The following is a 19,138-nucleotide window of genomic DNA, read 5'->3' on the forward strand; positions in this document are numbered from 1 at the left end:
CGCCGCAACTGCTCCCCCCACCGCAACCGCTGTCCCCGCCGAAGCTGTCCGTACTGCAACCGCCTCCGCCGCAATCACTTCCGCTGAATCTGCGGCCACTGCGACCCGCATCGCCGGCCTCCCATTTCCGACGCCGCGCCGACGGCGATGCTTCTCGGCGAACGGCTGCCACCGAGATCCAGACGAGTGCGCCGACCACGGCCGCGATGACGACGAAGTGCATGAGCGGACGGTAGCCGCACAACCGGGCGTTCGCCCGGTGAGCCGGTTGTGCCGCACCCGGGCGACCTCGCCGGCCGCGAACCTCCTTCGCCGGCCGTTCGTGGCCCGCTCGGCGCAACGGTGCCATGATCGATGGCAGGAGCCCGGTCGCGGGCGTGCCGGGCGTTTCGCATGGTGGTGACGCTATGGACGTTGCGACGTTTGCCGCATTCATCGTGGGGGCGGGGGCGGTGTGCGCCGGGGTCGCGTTCGGGACCGGGTTGCGAGTGGTTCAGCAGTACGAACGCGGGCTGGTGTTCCGATTCGGCCGGGTGCGGGCGGTGCGTAATCCGGGCTTGCGGGTGCTCATTCCGTTCGTCGACAAGATGCACAAGGTGCCGATGCAGGTCGTCACGATGCCGGTGCCGGGACAGGAGGGCATCACTCGCGACAACGTGACCGTGCGGGTCGACGCGGTGGTGTACTTCCGGGTGATCGACCCGACGCAGGCGGTGGTCGAGGTCCAGGACTATCTGTTCGCCGTCGAACAGGTGGCGCAGACCTCGCTGCGCTCGATCATCGGTAAGAGCGAACTCGACGATCTGCTGTCCAACCGCGAACAGCTGAACAAGGGTCTCGAGTTGATGATCGACAGCCCGGCCCTCGCCTGGGGCGTCCACATCGACCGGGTGGAGATCAAGGATGTGGCGCTGCCGGAGTCGCTGAAACGGTCGATGTCGCGGCAGGCGGAGGCCGAGCGTGAACGCCGCGCCCGCGTCATCACCGCCGAGGGCGAGCTCCAGGCCTCACGAAAGCTGACCGACGCCGCCGAACGGATGGCGACCGCCCCGGCGGCCCTGCAGCTGCGACTGCTCCAAACCGTCGTCGAAGTTGCGGCAGAGAAGAATTCGACCCTGGTACTGCCGTTCCCGGTGGAGCTGCTGCGCTTCCTGGAACGGTCGACCCCGCCGGAATCGGGTCGGGAGGGGGCCGGGACTCCGGTGGACACCGCCGATCTGCCCCAGGGCGAGTCGACGCTCGAGCCGGAGGCCGAACCCGGCAACAGGACACCGGCCACCGAACCGCTCCCGGAATACGACCGATCACACTCGCCGAACCCTATTCGCCCGGAGTGAACGCGGCAGTCTCCTGCTCGAAAGTCACAGGTCGTGCAGGTTGGCGAGAGCTGCCGACGTACGGCAGGTAGCCACCGGCCTCCAGCGCATCGAGCACGCTCTGTCGAGTTCCGGCTGGTCACGGAAGTTTGGCACCGGCCCGGTGCGCAGGGTCCTTGATCAAGATCCGGTTGTCGGATTCTCGGGGATGCGGTTCGAGCCGCCAACCGCTGGGAACCGTGACCTGCCCGCGGAAAATCGCCTGCGAGAATCGGACACTGCTCTGGAAACTGGCGGTGAAGAACTGCGCTCGGGCATTGCAGATCGCCTCGGTGAAGTCCGCGTCGCCATAGAATTTCGCCTGGGTGAACCGGGCGTCTCCGAGAAACTCGGTCCGATGAAATCGTGTCTGGCCGTGGAACTTCGCGCCGTCGAATCGCCCGTGCACGAGCCGACACCAGCTCAGCGAGAAGTCCACCAGCCGCGCGCCGGCCAGGTCGATACTCAGCCCCGGCCAATACATCACCGAATGCTCCGCACTTCGCTCCTCTCGAAGCCGGAGGTGCGTGGACAGTATGCGTTGCGCGGTTTTGCGGACCTCCAATTCCTCTGTCGCCCAATGCTGTTGCGCAATCGGTTCGCCGTCGGGTGAGTTCGGAAGGTCGAACGGCATCCGAAGATATGCCCCGAGCACGTTGACGATGGTCTGTCGATGCTCGGGGTTGCCGTGTGCGAGACGCTCGAGGGCGTAGAGGCCGGCCAACCGGACCGGCGCCTTGTCGCTGCCGAGCTGCTCGGCCGCCTTCGTGTACAGCTCAGTGACGCGCCGCTCGATGGCGTCGGCCCGGGCGAACTCGTCGGCTCGCACCTTGGCTCGATGTTCGGCCTGGTTGAGCCGGAAGCGATGCACGGTGATGAAGGTTGCCAGGATTGCCAGAATCGAGGCCGCACTCTTCCACGCCATGTCGAACGCACCTCGGTGCGAGGTGAGGTCACCGCCCCACAACAGCCACAGCACCACGGCACCGACAGCCAGCCCGCTGCCCAGCGCCGCCCACACCCATCCCCAGTGAAAGTCCCGGTTTCGCGCGGGCGGGTTCTCACCCACGGACGCGGCGAAAGGCTCCGAGCCAGAGCGTTCGGAAAGATCCATACCGACATTTCAACCCACGAACGCCGACAAGGGGACGATGCCGCGAGATCGGCTTCGGCGTGGAACTTCCACACGCAGCCATTGTCGGCGTCGAATACGTTGCCGGCCAGTCGATCAGAATCCGCGGGCCGACCACTCGCCGGGTGAAGCGAGCGAGTGGTCCGAGTCCCTGTCCGTCCGCGACGCCGCCCTCGTGACGCGCCGGTCCCCCGCGCCGACGACGCGAAACGCGGCCTACGTCAGCTTCACCCGCGCCGCGACGAAGCGGTTGACGGCCGGGGCCAAGCGGCTGAAGTGGTACTGCAGGTGGGCTTCCGGCGTGACCGGGACGATCTCGCGGTGACGTTCGACCGCGCGCACGATCCGGTCGGCGACCTTCTCCGGGCCGTAGCCGCGTTTGCGGTACAGCGCGTCGTAGCGGGCCTGCTTCGCGGCCTCCGCATCGTCGGACAGGCCCGAGAACTTCGTTGTCGCAACGATATTCGTGTGCACGATGCCGGGGCAGATGGTGTGCACCTCGATACCCTTGCCGGCCAGTTCGGCGCGCAGGCAGTCGGAGAACATGAAAACCGCGGACTTACTGGTCGAGTAGGCGCTGAAACCTTGCTGCGGGCTGTAGGCGGCCATGCTGGACAGGTTGACGATATGTCCGCCGAGTCCCCGCTCGGCCATGGCGGCGCCGAAGGTGCGGCAGCCGTTGACCACGCCGCCGAGGTTCACCCGCAGCACCCGGTCGAATTCGGCGGCGGAGGTCTCGAAGAAGTCTCCGGCCTGGCCGATGCCGGCGTTGTTGATCAGGATGTCGGGCACGCCGTGGGCGGCGATCACCGCGCTCGCGTGCTCGCTCATCGACGCTTCGTCGGAGACGTCGACGGCGTAGGCGTGCGCGATGCCACCGGCCGCCGTGATCAGTTCCACGGTCTCCTTGGCGGCGTCCAGGTTCAGATCCGACAGGACGACCTCGGCGCCGCGGCGGGCGAACGCCAGCGCCGTTTCGCGGCCGATGCCGCTGCCGCCGCCGGTGATCACGACCAGCCGCTCGGTGAACGGCCCGGCTTGCGCGCCGACCTCGGCGCGCCGCAGCGTGCGCGGATACTCACCGGTGTCGACGGCCGTGGCGAGCTCGGTCGCCGAGGTGGCCAGCAACTCCGGATGGGAGAACGGCAGCCAATGCCCGCCCGCGATCTCGCGCCGGAACAGCCGATCGGTCCACTTCGGTGTGTCGTCGTACCCGGCCGGACGCACCGCGATATCGCGGCGCGCGATGATCAGCTGCACCGGCACCTCGGTGTGCCGCTCGCGCGGGCCGAGCATGCGCGGCAGGATGTTGGCGCGGTAGATCCGCATGCCGTCGAAGAAGTCCTGCCGGAACGCCGGGCCCAATGTGACGTTCTCCGGGGAGGTTTCGTTCATCAGGCCGATGAACCGCTTCCACACCTTCTCCGACGACAGCGGCCGCATCACCGCCTTGTTCAGGCCGGGGGTCATGAACAGGAAGGTGTAGGCCGAGGACAGCAGCTGCGTGGCCGGGCCCCACACCGCGCCGCGGCCCATCCGATTGCGGGTCCACTTCGCCAGGTGGTCGAGATTCGGGCCGGAGACCGAGGTGAACGAGGCCACCCGGGCGGCGGCCTGGGGCTCACACACTGCCTCCCACACCTGCACCGAACCCCAGTCGTGGGCGAGCACGTGCACGGGCCGGTCCGGGCTCACCGCATCGGCCACCGCGAAGAAGTCGGAGGCGAAGCGGTCCAGGCCGTAGTCCTCGGTGCGATCGGTCCGAGTGGAGCGGCCGTGGCCGCGGGTGTCGTAGGCGACGACGTGGAAACGCCCGGACAGCTTGGGAATCACCCGATCCCACAGGTGATGGTCGTCGGGCCAGCCGTGCACGAGCAGCATGGTCGGTGCGGCGGGATCGCCGTATTCGTAGACGGCGATATCGAAGTCACCGTTGCGGACGAAGTGTTCGGAGTCCGGAACGGGGGCGGTGTCGGTCACGAGAATCTCCTCGAAGAGGGCGAGTGGAGGTCAGAGGTCGAGCACCAAACGCTCACCGGCGCACCGTGATACGCAGATGAGCAGTTCGCCCTCGGCGCGCTCGCCGGGGGTGAGGACGGTGTCGCGATGATCGGGCTGCCCGTCGAGTACCCGGACCTTGCAGGTGCGGCAGAAACCCTGCCGGCAGGAGTAGGCGATATCGGGCCGCACGCGCAGCACTTCGTCGAGCACCGAGCGGTCGGCGGGAATGTCGAGCACCTCACCGGTGCGGGCGAGCTCGACGCGGAACGGCTTGCCGTCGACCACCGGCGCGGCAGAGAATCGCTCGGAATACATTTCCACACCGGGCATTTCGCGAACGGCCGCGGCGATCGCCGAGGTCATCGGGACCGGCCCGCAACAGTAGACCGATGTGTCGACGCCGACGCCGGGCAGCAGTTCCGCCGCCGTCGGCACACCCCCCTCGTCGTCGGTGCGCACCGTCACCCGGCTGCCGAAGGATTCTGTTTCGGCGAGGAACGGGATGGTGTCGCGACTGCGGCCGGTGTAGACCATGGTCCAGTCCACGCCCAGCCGATGCGCCATCCGCACCATCGGCAGGATCGGCGTGATCCCGATGCCTCCCGCGACGAAATGCACACGGGCAGCGGAGGATCCGTGGCCCGGCAGGACGAACGGAAAGGCGTTGCGGGGCCCGCGGATGGTGAGTTCGGCGCCGACGCGGAGGTCGTCGTGCACCTCGACCGAACCACCCAGTCCGCCCGGTATTCGGCGCACCGCGACGCGGTAATGGAACCGATCGGCGGGGTCACCGCACAGCGAATACTGCCGCAGCCGGCCCGACGGCAGTTCCAGGTCCAGATGGGCGCCAGGTCGCCAGGTCGGCAGCGCGCTGCCGTCGGTGGCGCGCAGCACCAGGCTCACCACATCGGCGTCGTGCGCCTCGATCCGCCGCTCGACCACCCGCACGCGCAACCGGCCGCTGTCGACCGCGCCGGTCACCGGACGCCGGTGGATCAGCGACGCCCACCGCATCCGCGCCTCGGCGACCGCACCGATGATGCCGATCGGCCGGTCCCAGCCGCGCCCGCCGTAGAGGTCGGGCGGCAGTTCGGTGGGCACGGGCCTGCGTGTCGTCACGACGCGAGTGCCTGTGCCGCAGGCGATTTCGCCAGATACGCCACGGCCTGCGCGGTCGATCCGACCGAGGCCGGGGTGTATCCGGGCTTGGCCACCGACAGCGCCGACCACAGCAGCGAGGGAATTCCGGGCAGCGCACCCCGCCACATCGCACCGAGCGCCTTGCCCACGATGCGTGGATACCCCATATTCGGCAGCTCGGCGTCCTGGTGCACCAGATACTTCGTACCGCGCAGCAGCAACGCCACGAAGATCGGGAAGGTGATCGCCATCAGCGCGCACCGGCGCACGTAGCCGACCTCGAAATATCCGGCGACATCGTGGGCGACGAAGCGGTGCTCGACCTCCTCGGCGCCGTGCCAGCGGTACAGGTCGAGCATGTTGGGCGCGGCGTCGAACCGCTCCAGATCGGCGTTGATGATCCAGTCGCCGAGGAAGGCGAAGAAGTGCTCGAGGGTGGCGATGAAGCCCAGCCGTTCGACGAGGGTCTGAAACTCCTCGCGCGGCGTCTGCCCCTCTCGCGGACCCAGCGCCTTGCGGAAGATGTACTCCATCTGCCGTGCGTAGCTGTCGACGTCGACGCCGTGGGCGCGGAAGACCTGCTGCAGCGAATCGTTGTGAGTCTCGGCATGCATGGCCTCCTGCCCCATGAAGCCGATGACCTGTTCGCGCAGCTTCTCGTCCTTGATCAGCGGCAGCGCCTCGGAGAAGGTCTGGATGAACATCCGCTCGCCCTCGGGCAGCAGCAGGTTGAGCGAGTTGAACACATGCGAGGCGATGGGTTCGGCGGCCAGCCAGTGCAGCGGGGTGGCCCGCCAATCGAATTGCACATTCCGCGCGTGCAGCGCCACCTCACCGGGATCGCCCACGCCGCGGTTGCGCATGGGAAGTAACTTCATCGGTACTCCTGGTCGTCATCTCGGCCATCGGTTCCGGCCGCACCGGCACCGTTGCTACAGCAGCGTAGCAATTATCGGGCAGTAAGCGACACCCTGAGTACCACATAATTTTAGCCGCCGGAGCGGTTCAGCGCGGAGTTCTCGGCCAGGTGAAGGTGTGACCGTCGGCATCCACGGTGGTCACCTTGGTGAAGACATTGCCCGGCCGCGCGACGTCGGTCAGCGTCAGATGCACCTTTTTGGTGACGTACTTGCCGGCGGCGCAGTTGGGATCGCAGGTGTTCTCCCGCTCGACACCGTCTCCCTGCGCCTGATCCGGCCCCCAGCTCTGCCACACGATCTGTTCGACCTGAGCACCCAGATCGGCGCAGGCGAGGATCATATTCTCCGGCCGGACCGCCGGCTTACTGAAGGAACAGTCGATAACTTCCGGGACCGTGCTGGCGGTTGTCGCCTTCGGTGCGACCGAGTCGGCCGGGCGAGCGTTCCCCGAGTCGGACGAGCCGCAGCCGGTCAATATCAGCAACGCGGCGGCCGCGGCCGCGCCGAACAGCGGGCGGCTACCGCGCCGAATCGTGTCACCGTTCATGTCAGTCCCCAGATCTTCGTCGAACTCCACCCGCCGCCCGTGGGCGTGTCTACCAAACCTAGTGGATCGATTCCGCGGCCGTGGGCACGCGACACCGGCGCATACGCGCAACCTCGGCACCTATCGCCCGCTCGGTCGACGACAGCGACTATTCCCCCACCGCGCCGGCGTCGAGATTGCTCGCCGCCCACGCCCACAGCGGTTGCAGCGCCCGCACGAGTTCGGTTCCGGCCGTGGTCAACTCGTAGGCCTTGTCGGCGCGTTTGACGATCACACCGGCGCCTTGCAGGGTCTGCAGGCGCACCGAGAGCATGCTCGAGGAGCAGTTGTCCATGCGCCGGCGCAGCTCGAGGAAACCGAGAGGTCCCGGCGTCAGTTCCCAGACGACGCGCAGCATCCAGCGCTGCCCCAGCAGTTCCATCGCCGCCCGCGGGGCGCCCTCGCGCTCTCTTGCACTTCTCATTTCGAACTACCATAGTGATTCTGAAAGAGAAGCAACGAGTGGGAGTGCGGGCGGATTCACAACGCATCGTGTTGATCACCGGCGCCTCCCGCGGCATCGGGGCGCAGACCGCCCGGATTCTCGCGGGGCGCGGCGATCACGTCGTCCTGAACTATCGCGAGAAACGCAGGCGGGCAAGCATTCTCGCCGATTCGATCGCCGCCGACGGCGGATCGGCGACGCCGGTGGGCGCCGACCTGTCCGATCCCGGGGCCGCCGCGGCCATGATCGAGGAGATCCGCACCCGCTTCGGGCGGCTGGACGTGCTGATCCTCAACGCCTCGGGCGGGCTCGAACACGGCGCCGCGCCCGATTACGCGATGGCGATCAACCGTGACGCCCAGGTGCGGCTGGTCCGGCTGGCGCTACCGCTCATGGCCCCGGGTGCGCGCATCGTGTTCGTCACCAGCCACCAGGCGCATTTCCACGGCCGCAAACCCACCCCGGCGGACTACGAGCCCATAGCGCGGAGCAAGCGGGCGGGCGAGGACGCGCTGCGCGCCATGATCGGCGAATTCGACTCGCTCGGAATCGGTTTCACGGTCGTGTCGGGCGACATGATCGAGGGCACCATCATCGTGCGCCTGCTCGAACGCCGCGATCCTGACGCGGTGGCGGCGCGAACCGAACACGGTGCGCTGCCCACGATCGACGAGTTCGCGACCGCGATCGCCGATACCACCACGGCCGATACCGAATCCGGCCATACGGTCTATGTCGGCGGGACCGACTACCTGGCCGACGCCATCGATCCGGCTACCTGACCGTCGGACGCGGAGCCGGCACCGCCACGGCCACGCTCCGACCCCTCGCTGCGAAGCGACTACCGTTCGCGGACGGCCGAGCCGACCAGCGGCCGCGGCGCGCCGGCAGCCCGGCCACGATCGGTCCACATCGGCCGCCGCCGGGCCCGCACGATCACCCGTGGGCGTGATCGAACCACTGATACGGGATCGACCAGTCCCATTCGGCCGCGGCCGCTTCGGCGTCGCGGTAGTCGTCGACCTGGCACTCGTTCAGGTAGACCGGAACCATCGCGCCGAAACCCGCACCCAGCGCGGACAATCCGTTCAGCACACAGCGCCACAGAGCGGACTTCTCGAGTCGGTGCACCGGAATCGACCTCCTTGTCGCACTCGGCGAGCGCCCGGGGCGATGCGATCACCCTCGGCGCCTTCGCCGACCAACGCTGTGGGGCAAAACGGTACGCCCGGCAGGCCCCGGCTGTGTCCGGTTTCGGCAATCTTCACAGCAGACCCGCAGCGGTCAGATCCCGGACGTATTTCCCGATCAATTCCCGGCTCAGATGCGGAATGTCGCCGTCCGGGCCGGTTCCCGCCGCCCGCACGGCGGCCCGGAACCGCTCGGCCGGCAGCGCCGATCCCGGAACTGCCGGAGCCGGACGACGGAAACCATGCAGCAGCGGCAGAACCGAATGCCGCCGCTGCCGCTCGGGCAGGGCACGCAGCGCGGTCTCGAAACGCGCCAGCCAGTCGGCGTAGTCGGCGATGCGAGTGATGCGGTGACCGTCGGCGACGAGCCAGTCGACGAAGGTGTCCAGGCCGATGGCGTCGTCGTGCGGGTTGAGCACGTCGAAGGTGTCGAATCCGCTGTCGGCGCCGGGGCCGAGCGCGGTGATGGCGGCGGCGGTGAAGTCCGCGGGAAGGCCGTCGTAGTGGGCGCGGGCGCGACCGCCGTCGGCGGCCGGGCGGTAGAACGATTCCGGTGCGAGGCCGGTGGCGAGCACGCTGAGCAGCAACCGGGTGAACAAGTCGGGCAGATTGAACTGCCCGGCGAATTCGCTGTGCGCGAGGATCATGTCGGACCGGAAGACCGCGACCGGAAGTCCGCACAGGTCGTGCGCCTCACGCAGCAACACCTCACCGGCCCATTTACTGTTGCCGTACCCGTTGGCGTAGCCGCCGTCGATGACCCGTTCCGGGCTGATCTCGCGGATATCGCCGTCCTCGGTGAAGCGCGCGGGGTCGACCTGGGAGGCCACCGCGACCGTGGACAGATAGGTCACCGGCTTGCGGCGCGCGGTGATCGCCAGGCGGACGACCTCGGCTGTTCCCACCACGTTCGGCCCGAACAGCTGGTCGTAGGGCAGCACGTGATTGACCAGCGCCGCCGGGTGCACCACCAGGTCGACCGTTTCGGCGAGTTCGCGCCACCGGTCCTCGCTCAGCCCGAAATTCGGTTCGCCGATATCGCCCGGCACGACGGTCAGCCGGCGGTCGGCGAGCTCCCGATACCGTTGCAGCAGAACCGGATCCCCGCTGTCGAACGCCTCGTCCAAGCGCGCTCGCGCGGCGTCGGCGTCACCGCCGCGGATCACACAGATCAGGGTGCCGTCGCAGGCGTCGAGCCGGTGCAGCCATTCCAGGCACAGGAACCGGCCGAGGTAACCGTTTGCCCCGGTCAGCAGAACCGTGCGCGGCGGGTCCGATGCGGGCGGCAGAGACTTTGCGGCGGTGAGGGTTTCGTGGTCGATGAACGCGTCGAGGGTCAGATCCGCGGCTCGCACCCGCGGGCCGCGCCCGTGCACGGCGACCAGGGTGGGGCGGTGGCCGCCGCCGCGTCGTTCGGTGTCGATGTGTTCGGCCAAGCGCCGCAACGTATTCGCCGGATGGACGATCGTGCCCACCGGCACCTCCACGCCGAACAGTTCGCTCAGCAGATTCGACAGTGTCAGCGCCGAGAGCGAATCGCCGCCGAGGTCGGTGAAATGCGCCTCCGGCCGGATATCGCCACTCGCGCAGCCCAGCAGGGCCCGCGCGGCGCGGCCCACCGTCTCCAGCACGGGGCGATCGGCCGCACCGTGGCGCAGTGCGGCCAGTTCGTCGGCCTGTTCCTGGGACAGTTCGGCGTAGAGCCGCTCCAGACGCTCGCCGTAGCGCTCCTTCAGTTTGGGCCGCAACAACTTTCCGATCCCCGACAGCAAACCGTTGTCCTGAGTGAACGGTTCGGTCTCGAGCAGGAAGTCGCGCGGAATCTCGTAACTGTTGAGCCCGGCCTCCTTCGCCAGCTCCTGCAGTGATTCGGCCAGTGCCGCACGAAGATCCGGGAGCGCCTGCGCCTCGTCGGTCGGCACGATCACCGCGAGCAGGTAGGCGCGTTCGCTGCTGCCGTAGACGAAGATCTGACGGATCAGCGCGCTGGTTGAGAACACCGACTCCAGCTTCGCCACGGTGACGAACTCGCCCTGTGACAGCTTGAGCACGTTGTTGCGGCGATCGACGTAGACCAGATGGTCGGGGCCGAGTTCGGCGACCACGTCGCCGGTGCGGTAGAAGCCGTCCTCGTCGAACATCTCCGCGGTGATCTCGGGGCGTTTGAAGTATCCCGGGAACATGGTGGTGGTCTTGAGCAGCAGTTCACCGCGCGGATGGGGCTGGTCGGTGCCGAAGTAGCCGAGTTCGGGGACGTCGGCGAGCTTGTAGTCCAGCACCGGCGGGCGCCGGACCTTGTTGTCGACGATGACGCTGCCGCCGGCCTCGGTGGAGCCGTATCCGTCGTGCAGGCCGATGGTCAGCACGGATTCCATGAAGGCGCGCATCTCCGGCGCCAGCGGCGCACTGGCGCACATCGCGCCGAGGAAGCGGCCGCCCAGAAGTCGTTCGCGTAGTTCGGCTTTCACCTCGTCCTCGATGACGCCGCGCTCACCGCCGGCCGCGATCCGGGCCTCGACCTCACCCTGGTGGTGTTGCAGCAGCATCTCGCAGACGCGCGGAACGAAGACCAGTTCGGTGGGCCGGGTCAGCTCCAGATCCTCGAACAGCGTCGACATATCGCTGCGCGCGGTGAAGTAGGCGGTCCCGCCGCGAGCGAGCGTGCCGCCCAGTTGCAGACGGCCGGCCACATGGCTGAGCGGCAGATAGTTGAGGGTGATCGCGGGCACCGGCGCCTTGGCGGTGTACAACCACATCGCGGCGGCCAAGCGGTCGGTGTACATGGCGCCCTTGGGCGTTCCGGTGCTGCCGGAGGTGTAGATGAGCAGCGACAACGGATCGTCGCCGGGCGCGCTCGCGAGCGGCACGGCCGGGAGGGCGAAACCGTGCTCGACGAGATCGTGCAGCGAGTCGAACGCGATCTCGCGACCCGATTCGGCCAGCCGGGCGCGAGCCGACGCGACGGCCGCGCGTTCGTCGTCGTCGCCGGTGCTGTCGAAGACGACCAGTTGCCCGATCGTCGCACTCGCCAGCGCGGCCTCGACAGCGGCGTCGAGCAGTTCGGCGCTGCAGGCCAGTACCCGCGCCTCGGTTTCGGCGATGATCGAATTCCATTGCGCGACAGCGCCGGTGGCCTGGAGCGGCACCGCCACGGTGCCGAGCCGCACGCCCGCGAGGTCGACGGTGACGTAATCGCTGCTGACGAATCCGACGGTGCACACGAAATCACCGGCGCGCACCCCCGCGGCCTGCCACGCACTCGCCAGCGCGCCGGCGCGTGACCACAGCTGCCGATAGCTCAGGGTTTCGAAGCGCGGCAGCAGCCGCCGCACCCGGCGCCCCTCGGCGTCGACGACGATCTCACCGGCCCGCTGCCCGACGGCCGGACGGTCGGCGTACGCGGTCATGACCGTGTCGACCAGTTCGGCCAGGCGCAGGCCCGGGCGTGCGAGTGCGGCGCTGACGTCCGCATCCGGCCATGCCGCACGCACCTCGTCGTCGGCCATCGCCGCCGCGAGGCGCCGTTTACGCTCGGCCGTCTGCACGTCATCGGGCATGGGTAGGTCTCCCTGGGTCGTCTACCGGCGGACGAGTCGTCCCCACGCGCCACTGTAGCGCGCATCACGGTTAACTTAGCTCCGCTAACTACCAGTTCGTCAAGCCTTTGCGCCAACGATTCGGTAGGCAGCGGCGGAAATGCCTACTCACATGATGGTCGCACCCCCCTGGGCGTCGTTCGATTCCGGTGTGAAGACGTTTCCGTTCCGGCACCGGGGCGAGACTCCGCGTGGAATAAGTGCGCCACCCACACGCTTCCATATATACCCCCCGGGGTATATGACCCAAGAGAGAAGAGAGAGACATGGCAACTACGACAGTGACCAAGGCGAACTTCGACCAGGTCGTCGCGGGCTCGGACCTGGTGGTTCTGGACTTCTGGGCATCCTGGTGCGGTCCGTGCCGGATGTTCGCGCCGATCTTCGAGCGCGTCGCCGCGAAGCATCCGGACGTCGTGTTCGGAAAGGTCGACACCGAGGCGGAAGAGGAGTTGGCGGGCGCGTTCCGGATCAGCTCCATTCCGACGCTGATGATCGTCCGCGACGGTGTCGTGCTGTACGCGCAGCCGGGCGTCGTCCCCGAAGACGCACTGGAGCAACTCATTTCACGGGCACGCGAGTTGAACATGGACGACGTGCGCCGAGAGATGGCCGCGCAAGCGGCGCGAGTGTGAGCCGGGTCGCTGCCGGATCGCCCCTCGGAACCACCGCGGCTTCGCCGGTTGTTCGGCCGCCGAGAAGCGGTCGAACGGCAGGGGCACGGTGACTTTGTGCCCTCTCGCACCGGGCCGCGCGGATGCGACTGTCCTCCTCATGCAGAACACCGTTTCGCCGGCGGAGCCGATCCTCCAGGTCTCCGCCGGCCGCTATGTGTCGGATGCGGGAGCGGACTACGCGCGGGAGAAGATCGGGCGTGCGCTGGCCCACGCGCCGGAGCCCGTCCTGTCCGCGCGAGTGCGGCTCACCGGTCACGGTGATCCCGCCCTCGGCGGATCGGTTGTCGCCCAGGCCAATGTGAATCTCGCCGGTCGCCCGGTGCGGGTGCAGGTCACCGGCACGAGCACGCGGGAAGCCGTGGACCTGCTCCGGGCGCGGCTCGAGTCACGCCTCGCCCGCATCTCGCGGCACTGGGAAGCCGTACGAGGGGGACGGGGAGCCGGAGCGGTCCACGAATGGCGGCACGGCGCTGCTCCGCGAAACGGATTGCCGTACCACCCGCGTCCGGCCGAGGAGCGTCGAGTCGTGCGGCACAAGTCGTACGCGCTGACGAACGAGACCGTCGACGAGGCGGCCTTCGACATGGAACTCATGGACTACGAGTTCCAGCTGTTCACCGAATACGGCAGCCGCGTCGACAGCGTCCTGTATCGCGACGGCGCCACGGGTTACCGTCTGGCGCAGGTGGATCCGCGTCCCGACGCGGTGACCCGCGGCCTGCCGGCATTGTCCGTCAGCAGCCGGCAGGCGCCCCGGCTGAGCGTGCCCGAGGCGATCACCCGGCTGGAACTGACCGGATGGCCGTTCGTCTTCTTCCGGGACCGGGATCTCGATCGCGGCTGCGTGCTCTATCACCGCTACGACGGGCACTACGGCCTGATCACGCCTTCCGACACCGCAGACCGCACCGACGCCGCGGACCGCACCGAATAGGCCCGGCGCACACGGGAAGAGGAGATACCTATGAGCGGACCGGATACACCGGCGATCGTGGTCGGCGCCGACGGCTCGGAGATCGCGTTGCAAGCCGTGGTGTGGGCCGCCGTCGAGGCCGCGTTGCAGCACTGCGCGCTGCACATCGTCACGTCCTACGGCGTAGCGCCGAATCCGGGCCTGACCGCTGCGCTGGCCGCCGCGGAACAGCAGTGGCTGCGCGCGGACGGGGAACGGGTACTGGCCGAAGCGGCTGCGGTGGCGCGCCATGCCACACCCGATGCGACGCCGGCGATCAGCACCGAACTCAGTTTCGACATGATCATCCCCACCCTGCTCGAACATTCGGCGCGGGCGCGGATGGTGGTGGTCGGCAGCCATGGCCGCGGGGCGATCGGGCGGATGGTGCTCGGCTCGGTCAGCACCGCGCTCAGCCGGCACGCGCACTGCCCGGTCGCGGTCGTGCACGGCGATCCGGCCGCCGACGCCGGATGGGCGCGGAAACCGGTCGTGGTCGGAGTGGACGGCACCGCGAACAGCGTCCCGGCCGTCGAACTCGCCTTCGCCGAGGCGTCCCGGCGCGGGGCCGGGTTGGTCGCGGTACACGCGTGGAGCGATCGGAGCGGCTACGACCTGCCCGTGGTCGGCTGGGAGGCGATTCGCGAGACCGAGCGGGTGGTGCTGGCCGAGAGACTGGCCGGCTGGGCGGAACGGTTCCCGGAGGTATCGGTCGAGCGAGTCGTGATGTGCGACAGCCCCGTTCGGGCGCTGCTCGCCCACTGCGAGGACGCGCAACTGCTGGTGGTCGGTACCCACGGGCGCGGCGGGTTTCCCGGTCTGGTTCTGGGTTCGACCAGTACCGCGCTGCTGCATCTCGCGCACTGTCCGACGATCGTCGTCCGGGGCGGCGAGGCCGACGCGGCGGTCACCGAACACGTAACGGCCGGGGCGAAGGGCAGTCGCATGAGTGCCGGCTCGTTCCGCGACGACGAGGGCCGCGGCCGGTGATTCGTCTACCGAAATTGGTCAGCCCTGCTCGGTAGCATCCACCGCATGCCCATCAAACTCGAGAACGTCGGCATCGCCGTTCGCGACCTCGAAGCAACGATCGCCTTCTTCACCGACCTCGGTCTCACGGTTCTCGGCCGGGACACGGTCAGTGGTGAATGGACCGACACCGCCGTCGGTCTCGACGGCAATCACGTCAAGATCGCCATGCTCCAGACCCCGGACGGTCACGGTCGCCTCGAGCTCTTCGAGTACATCCACCCGGATGCGATCGAGACGGAACCCACCCGCCCCAACGAGATCGGCATGCACCGGGTCGCCTTCTCGGTCGACGACATCGACGCAGCCCTCGAGATCGCCGCGAAGCACGGCTGCCATCCGCTTCGCGGCGTCGCGACCTATCAGGACATCTACAAGCTCACCTACCTCCGCGGCCCGAGCGGCATCCTCGTGATGCTCGCCGAGGAGCTGAAGAAGGACTGAGGGCGGATCGCCCGCTCGAGCGAGCCGATCGTGCAAACCGTGGCCGATTCCCTCACCGCGGAGAAGAGCCCGGAATACCTCGTGGGCCGGCCCCGGACGTTCCCGCAGCAGCTCCCTGCGAACGACGATGGTGTGCATCATCGGAAAGATCTCGGTGCGCCGGTGATCCCGATGTGGCAGGGAACGTCCCAGCGCCTGTGGGCAGGTGCGGGGGTGAACTAATCGTGCAAACCGCGGCGAGATGTGGCGATTTCCGTCATCGTCGGCGAGGTTTGCACGATTAGTTCAGCCGGACGCGGGGTCGGAGGGGATCGCGGCGAGGCACTATCGTGAACGGCCTGACTATCGCACGGGGGTAGACCATGGATGCGGTGCGAGCGCGGCATATTGCCCGTCCGGACGTGGACCTGCACGGGGAGGAGGTCGGCGATGGGCCGACGGTTGTCTTGCTGCATGCAGGGGGTGAGCGGCGGCAGGTGTGGGCTCCCGTCGTGGAGCGACTTGTCGAGGACGGATTGCGGTGTGTCGCTTTCGATCAGCGCGGGCACGGTGACAGCGGTGGGTCACTCAGGAGGCTGGACGAGTGCGGGGGCGATATTGCCGCGATAGTCGATGCGGAACCCGGATGCGTGCTCGTCGGCGCCTCACTGGGCGGGCTCTCCGCCGTTGCGGCATTGGGTGATCCGCGCACCCGAGCCAAGGTCACGGGGCTGGTGCTGGTGGATGTGGTGCCCAATCTCGATGCGGGCCGAGTGCGGCGCTTTCTCGATGCCGGTGGCCTGTCGAATGTCTACCCGGACTTCATCGACGATGTCTTGGCCCACGTCCCGCGGCTGCGACAGATCACCGCACAACTGGATATCCCCATCCTTCTGATCCGTGCCGGTCGGGGCTCATCGCTCACCGACGTCGAGGCCGACGGGTTGCTCCAGCTGGCTCCGCACGCCACGGTGACCCGAATTCCGGGCACCGGGCATCTGGTCGCCCGCGATCAGCCGGAGGCGTTGGCGCGGACGATCGCGGATCTCACGACACCGTGGCCGGCGCTGGCGCTGCTGCGCGAACTCGGCGCGGCCCGGGTGGCGCATCCCGGTGGGGATCTCCTCGATCATCTCGAGCGGGTGCGGCAGCTGGTCGCCGACCTCGGCGGAGGTACCCGGGTTCGGCTGGCCGCACTCACCCACGCCACCTACGGCACGGACGGCTTCCCACATTCGCTGCTGCCATCCGACCGGCGATCACGCCTGCGCGCGGCAATCGGTCACGACGCGGAAGCGCTGGTCTACCGCTACGGCGCGTGCGACCGTGCCGAGACCTATCCTCACCTCGGCACCACCCCACTTCCGCTCACCGACCGCTTCACCGGCGAGGTGGTCGCCGTAGACGGCACCGACCTCGCGGACTTCGCACTCCTCACCGTCGCCAACGAACTCGACGTGGTGCGCCATGCCGCGCTGACCACCGAAACCGTTCACGGGATCCGGGCTCTCATCACCGCGTGTGCGACATACGTGCCCGATGCCGCCGCTGGGGCCCTCGCCGACCGGCATCTCACCTGAGAACACCGGACACGATTCGAATTGCGTTGTGCCAGAAGGCTGAACTTTCCGTGCAAACCTCGGGGAAATGTGCGGGATTCCGTCGATGTGGGCGCGGTTTGCACGAAAAGTTCAGACAGATCACCGTCCGGGCCCCAATCGAGCGGCACCCGCCCGGTGCACCCTCACCGCCAGCGACGACAGATTCGCAAGAACCACCGAAGCTCAAGGGAGATAAGGACTTCGGGGCATCTCGACCGTAATGAGCGGAGAGGGCTACGCCCGATCGAACCGGCCGCGCTGGACGCTGGTGGTGAAGGAGGACCACTCCGAGGGAGTGAACAACAGCGCGGGGCCGGTGGGATTCTTCGAATCGCGAACGCCCACAGCATCATCGAGGAACGCCACCTCGACGCACTCCTTGCTCGCTCCCGAGCGGCTTGATTTGAACCACTTCGCCGCGGACAGATCGTTGCTCATGGCGTGCGCTCCTTGGTTGGTCACGCGCGATCGAAGTGGCCGCGCTGCACACCTGAGGTGAACGTGGACCACTCCGAGGGGGTGAAGATCAGGGCCGGGCCGGTGGGGTTCTTCGAATCACGAACCCCCACAGCATCATCGAGGAACGCAATCTCGACACAGTCTTTACTCGCGCCTGAGAAGCTTGACTTGAACCACTTAGCCCCGGACAGGTCGTTGCTCACGGCGTGTGCTCCTTGATCAGTGCTACCGACTCGGCTTCGGTCAACGCTACACGATCTATCTCCCGGAGAGCCCGAGTATATTTCTGCAGCTCCGCCTCACGTTCCAGGTAAAGATCCCCGGCCCAACCTTCGACATAGACGATCGGAGGCGCGGAGAGCCCGGACAGCAAGACCGGAAACTCCAAGAGAGTGAACGAGCCGACGTACGCCCCAAGATGACTGGATGCGTTGAACGGAACGACTCGAACGGACACGTTGGGCATCTCGGCCAGTGCTGCGAGTTGCCCAAGCTGCTCCGCGATCACTGCCGGCCCTCCAACCTGTTCATGAAGGATGGCCTCGTACAGCAGCGCGGTGATTCGAAGATGCGGGTCTTTCAATCGTTCTTGGCGATGGGTCTGCCATTCGATTCGTCGTTCCAGTTGCTCACTGGGCATATCGGGTCGTTCTGCCCACCCCATCGCGCGTCGGTATGCAGGCGTTTGGAGAAGACCAGGCACGATGGTTGTTTTCCACAGCGTCAGACTGCTTGCAGCATCCTCCAACGCCAAGTAGTGGTTGAACCCGCTGTCCTGCGCGTCCGCATACGCCCTCCACCAGCTGGCCGTCACCTTCCCCTCTCGCGATGCGCGAATCTCCTTCACCAGATCCAGGCAGATGCGCCGCTCCTCATCGGTCGCCCCATAGCTGTCGCACAGTGCGTTCACTTGCAGGCTGGTGATCCGCGTCGTCTGGCCCTCTTCGATGCGGCCGATGGTCTGATGCGACGTTTCCGCGATGCGCGCGGCCTGGGATTGTCCCATTCCCTTGGCATTTCGCAGCCGCCGCAGTTCACGCCCCAACGCTCGTTGCGCGAGTGTGCTCCCTGACCCCATTCGTTAGCTCCCCTATCGATTGTGTCCCGGCTTTCTGGACAGGTCCCCACTGGACAGGTTGCTGGTAGACGAGTTCAAACAATCGGTACGGCAACGGATACCCGAAATCCCCACCATTCGACTACAACTCGCGGCCGAGTCGATGCAACCTCAACGCTGACAACCACTTTCACATCGCAGGGGAAGTATCCACCATGGGACTGCTCAACCACGATCGAATGCCGATCATGACCGTCTCCTACGCGCACATCATCATGCAATTGCATATCGACTGCGCTTTGTGCGTATGCCCGGTCAAACAGCAGGCGAAGCAGCTGCTCATCGAGGCAAAACACCTGGTGCCGGATTCGGGTCGGGAGTGACGCGGATGTTCTGGGAATTCGTTCTGCTGATCAGTATTCCGCTGACGGTCATCGTGCTCGCGGTGTTCTGGCCCGAGCAGATTTCCAAGCCGGACACACGATATTCGGTGCGCGCCATTCTCGACCGCATCGCCGACGAAGACCGAGCGCGAAAGGCGAAATACCGTGACCGATACCGGGAATAACCAACAC

General features: G+C 67.3%; 20 protein-coding genes. 9 read left to right on the forward strand and 11 right to left on the reverse strand.

From position 1 onward, the window contains the following. Positions 1–407 precede the first annotated feature (407 nt). Positions 408–1,337, forward strand: a complete 930-nt coding sequence (locus A5789_RS28805; protein WP_082941029.1) for a slipin family protein — start codon at positions 408–410, stop codon at positions 1,335–1,337. Between the two features lie 118 nt (positions 1,338–1,455). On the opposite strand, the gene A5789_RS28810 is transcribed toward A5789_RS28805, so the two are convergent. The 6 genes from A5789_RS28810 to A5789_RS28835 form a co-directional block, all read right to left on the reverse strand. Then, entirely contained in the window at positions 1,456–2,469 is a 1,014-nt protein-coding gene (locus A5789_RS28810; protein WP_082941030.1) for a pentapeptide repeat-containing protein, read from the reverse strand. 234 nt (positions 2,470–2,703) lie between these two features. Continuing rightward, positions 2,704–4,467: an SDR family oxidoreductase gene (locus tag A5789_RS28815; protein ID WP_369817458.1), complete on the reverse strand. Its 1,764-nt coding sequence runs from the start codon at positions 4,465–4,467 to the stop codon at positions 2,704–2,706. 30 nt (positions 4,468–4,497) lie between these two features. After that, on the reverse strand, positions 4,498–5,607 hold the full coding sequence (locus A5789_RS28820; protein ID WP_063014516.1) for a PDR/VanB family oxidoreductase: 1,110 nt from the start codon (positions 5,605–5,607) through the stop codon (positions 4,498–4,500). Further along, entirely contained in the window at positions 5,604–6,506 is a 903-nt protein-coding gene (locus A5789_RS28825; RefSeq protein ID WP_063014513.1) for a metal-dependent hydrolase, read from the reverse strand. Before A5789_RS28825 ends, A5789_RS28820 begins: the two co-directional genes overlap by 4 nt. Before the next feature lie 127 nt (positions 6,507–6,633). Continuing rightward, positions 6,634–7,095: a hypothetical protein gene (locus A5789_RS28830; RefSeq protein ID WP_063014511.1), complete on the reverse strand. Its 462-nt coding sequence runs from the start codon at positions 7,093–7,095 to the stop codon at positions 6,634–6,636. A gap of 148 nt (positions 7,096–7,243) precedes the next feature. Next, positions 7,244–7,558, reverse strand: coding sequence for a helix-turn-helix domain-containing protein (locus A5789_RS28835; protein WP_227462808.1), 315 nt, complete (start codon positions 7,556–7,558; stop codon positions 7,244–7,246). A 38-nt stretch (positions 7,559–7,596) separates the two neighbouring features. Here A5789_RS28835 and A5789_RS28840 point away from each other — a divergent pair, with 38 nt between their 5' ends. Continuing rightward, positions 7,597–8,361: an SDR family oxidoreductase gene (locus tag A5789_RS28840; protein ID WP_227462809.1), complete on the forward strand. Its 765-nt coding sequence runs from the start codon at positions 7,597–7,599 to the stop codon at positions 8,359–8,361. A 154-nt stretch (positions 8,362–8,515) separates the two neighbouring features. Here the strand turns inward: A5789_RS28840 and A5789_RS28845 are convergent, their stop codons facing one another. Together A5789_RS28845 and car are read right to left on the reverse strand one after the other, a co-directional pair. After that, positions 8,516–8,710 (reverse strand): hypothetical protein, encoded by a 195-nt coding sequence (locus A5789_RS28845; RefSeq protein ID WP_030515762.1) that lies wholly within the window; start codon positions 8,708–8,710, stop codon positions 8,516–8,518. 133 nt (positions 8,711–8,843) lie between these two features. Further along, positions 8,844–12,326, reverse strand: a complete 3,483-nt coding sequence (gene car / locus A5789_RS28850; protein WP_064901683.1) for a carboxylic acid reductase — start codon at positions 12,324–12,326, stop codon at positions 8,844–8,846. A 305-nt stretch (positions 12,327–12,631) separates the two neighbouring features. Between car and trxA the strand changes: the two genes are divergently transcribed. The 5 genes from trxA (at position 12,632) to A5789_RS28880 (ending at position 17,026) form a co-directional block, all read left to right on the forward strand. Continuing rightward, positions 12,632–13,000, forward strand: a complete 369-nt coding sequence (gene trxA / locus A5789_RS28855) for a thioredoxin (RefSeq protein WP_030515760.1) — start codon at positions 12,632–12,634, stop codon at positions 12,998–13,000. Positions 13,001–13,139: 139 nt separating this feature from the next. Further along, the gene (locus A5789_RS28860; RefSeq protein ID WP_082941031.1) at positions 13,140–13,976 is read left to right on the forward strand and encodes an HPF/RaiA family ribosome-associated protein; all 837 of its coding nucleotides are present in this window, start codon (positions 13,140–13,142) and stop codon (positions 13,974–13,976) included. Between the two features lie 30 nt (positions 13,977–14,006). After that, positions 14,007–14,984 (forward strand): universal stress protein, encoded by a 978-nt coding sequence (locus A5789_RS28865; RefSeq protein ID WP_063910779.1) that lies wholly within the window; start codon positions 14,007–14,009, stop codon positions 14,982–14,984. A gap of 45 nt (positions 14,985–15,029) precedes the next feature. Next, positions 15,030–15,467: a VOC family protein gene (locus A5789_RS28870; RefSeq protein ID WP_063014507.1), complete on the forward strand. Its 438-nt coding sequence runs from the start codon at positions 15,030–15,032 to the stop codon at positions 15,465–15,467. Positions 15,468–15,829: 362 nt separating this feature from the next. Continuing rightward, positions 15,830–17,026, forward strand: coding sequence for an alpha/beta fold hydrolase (locus A5789_RS28880; protein WP_064902345.1), 1,197 nt, complete (start codon positions 15,830–15,832; stop codon positions 17,024–17,026). A 255-nt stretch (positions 17,027–17,281) separates the two neighbouring features. Here A5789_RS28880 and A5789_RS28885 read toward each other — a convergent pair whose 3' ends face one another. Genes A5789_RS28885 through A5789_RS28895 form a run of 3 tightly spaced genes read right to left on the reverse strand, consistent with a single transcriptional unit; the run spans position 17,282 to position 18,551 of the window. Further along, entirely contained in the window at positions 17,282–17,485 is a 204-nt protein-coding gene (locus A5789_RS28885) for a DUF397 domain-containing protein (RefSeq protein WP_064903731.1), read from the reverse strand. 20 nt (positions 17,486–17,505) lie between these two features. Further along, on the reverse strand, positions 17,506–17,709 hold the full coding sequence (locus A5789_RS28890) for a DUF397 domain-containing protein (RefSeq protein ID WP_064903733.1): 204 nt from the start codon (positions 17,707–17,709) through the stop codon (positions 17,506–17,508). Further along, positions 17,706–18,551 (reverse strand): helix-turn-helix transcriptional regulator, encoded by an 846-nt coding sequence (locus tag A5789_RS28895; RefSeq protein ID WP_193615554.1) that lies wholly within the window; start codon positions 18,549–18,551, stop codon positions 17,706–17,708. The genes A5789_RS28890 and A5789_RS28895 overlap by 4 nt, the downstream gene beginning before the upstream one ends. A 227-nt stretch (positions 18,552–18,778) precedes the next feature. Between A5789_RS28895 and A5789_RS37030 the strand changes: the two genes are divergently transcribed. Together A5789_RS37030 and A5789_RS28900 are read left to right on the forward strand one after the other, a co-directional pair. Further along, on the forward strand, positions 18,779–18,946 hold the full coding sequence (locus A5789_RS37030; RefSeq protein ID WP_156747619.1) for a hypothetical protein: 168 nt from the start codon (positions 18,779–18,781) through the stop codon (positions 18,944–18,946). A gap of 5 nt (positions 18,947–18,951) precedes the next feature. Then, positions 18,952–19,131 (forward strand): hypothetical protein, encoded by a 180-nt coding sequence (locus A5789_RS28900; protein ID WP_146098655.1) that lies wholly within the window; start codon positions 18,952–18,954, stop codon positions 19,129–19,131. The last annotated feature ends 7 nt before the right edge of the window (positions 19,132–19,138 follow it).

The sequence above is a fragment of the Nocardia sp. 852002-51101_SCH5132738 genome (assembly GCF_001665695.1).
GTDB classification, from domain to species: domain Bacteria; phylum Actinomycetota; class Actinomycetes; order Mycobacteriales; family Mycobacteriaceae; genus Nocardia; species Nocardia nova.

Bases quoted from the DNA above. Each gene is read 5' to 3' on its own strand.
- A5789_RS28900 (WP_146098655.1), top strand. From the start codon at position 18,952: ATGTTCTGGGAATTCGTTCTGCTGATCAGTATTCCGCTGACGGTCATC.
- A5789_RS28885 (WP_064903731.1), bottom strand. From the start codon at position 17,485: ATGAGCAACGATCTGTCCGCGGCGAAGTGGTTCAAATCAAGCCGCTCG.
- A5789_RS37030 (WP_156747619.1), top strand. From the start codon at position 18,779: ATGGGACTGCTCAACCACGATCGAATGCCGATCATGACCGTCTCCTAC.
- A5789_RS28870 (WP_063014507.1), top strand. From the start codon at position 15,030: ATGCCCATCAAACTCGAGAACGTCGGCATCGCCGTTCGCGACCTCGAA.
- car (WP_064901683.1), bottom strand. From the start codon at position 12,326: ATGCCCGATGACGTGCAGACGGCCGAGCGTAAACGGCGCCTCGCGGCG.
- A5789_RS28835 (WP_227462808.1), bottom strand. From the start codon at position 7,558: ATGAGAAGTGCAAGAGAGCGCGAGGGCGCCCCGCGGGCGGCGATGGAA.
- trxA (WP_030515760.1), top strand. From the start codon at position 12,632: ATGGCAACTACGACAGTGACCAAGGCGAACTTCGACCAGGTCGTCGCG.
- A5789_RS28860 (WP_082941031.1), top strand. From the start codon at position 13,140: ATGCAGAACACCGTTTCGCCGGCGGAGCCGATCCTCCAGGTCTCCGCC.
- A5789_RS28810 (WP_082941030.1), bottom strand. From the start codon at position 2,469: ATGGATCTTTCCGAACGCTCTGGCTCGGAGCCTTTCGCCGCGTCCGTG.
- A5789_RS28825 (WP_063014513.1), bottom strand. From the start codon at position 6,506: ATGAAGTTACTTCCCATGCGCAACCGCGGCGTGGGCGATCCCGGTGAG.
- A5789_RS28830 (WP_063014511.1), bottom strand. From the start codon at position 7,095: ATGAACGGTGACACGATTCGGCGCGGTAGCCGCCCGCTGTTCGGCGCG.
- A5789_RS28880 (WP_064902345.1), top strand. From the start codon at position 15,830: ATGGATGCGGTGCGAGCGCGGCATATTGCCCGTCCGGACGTGGACCTG.
- A5789_RS28865 (WP_063910779.1), top strand. From the start codon at position 14,007: ATGAGCGGACCGGATACACCGGCGATCGTGGTCGGCGCCGACGGCTCG.
- A5789_RS28805 (WP_082941029.1), top strand. From the start codon at position 408: ATGGACGTTGCGACGTTTGCCGCATTCATCGTGGGGGCGGGGGCGGTG.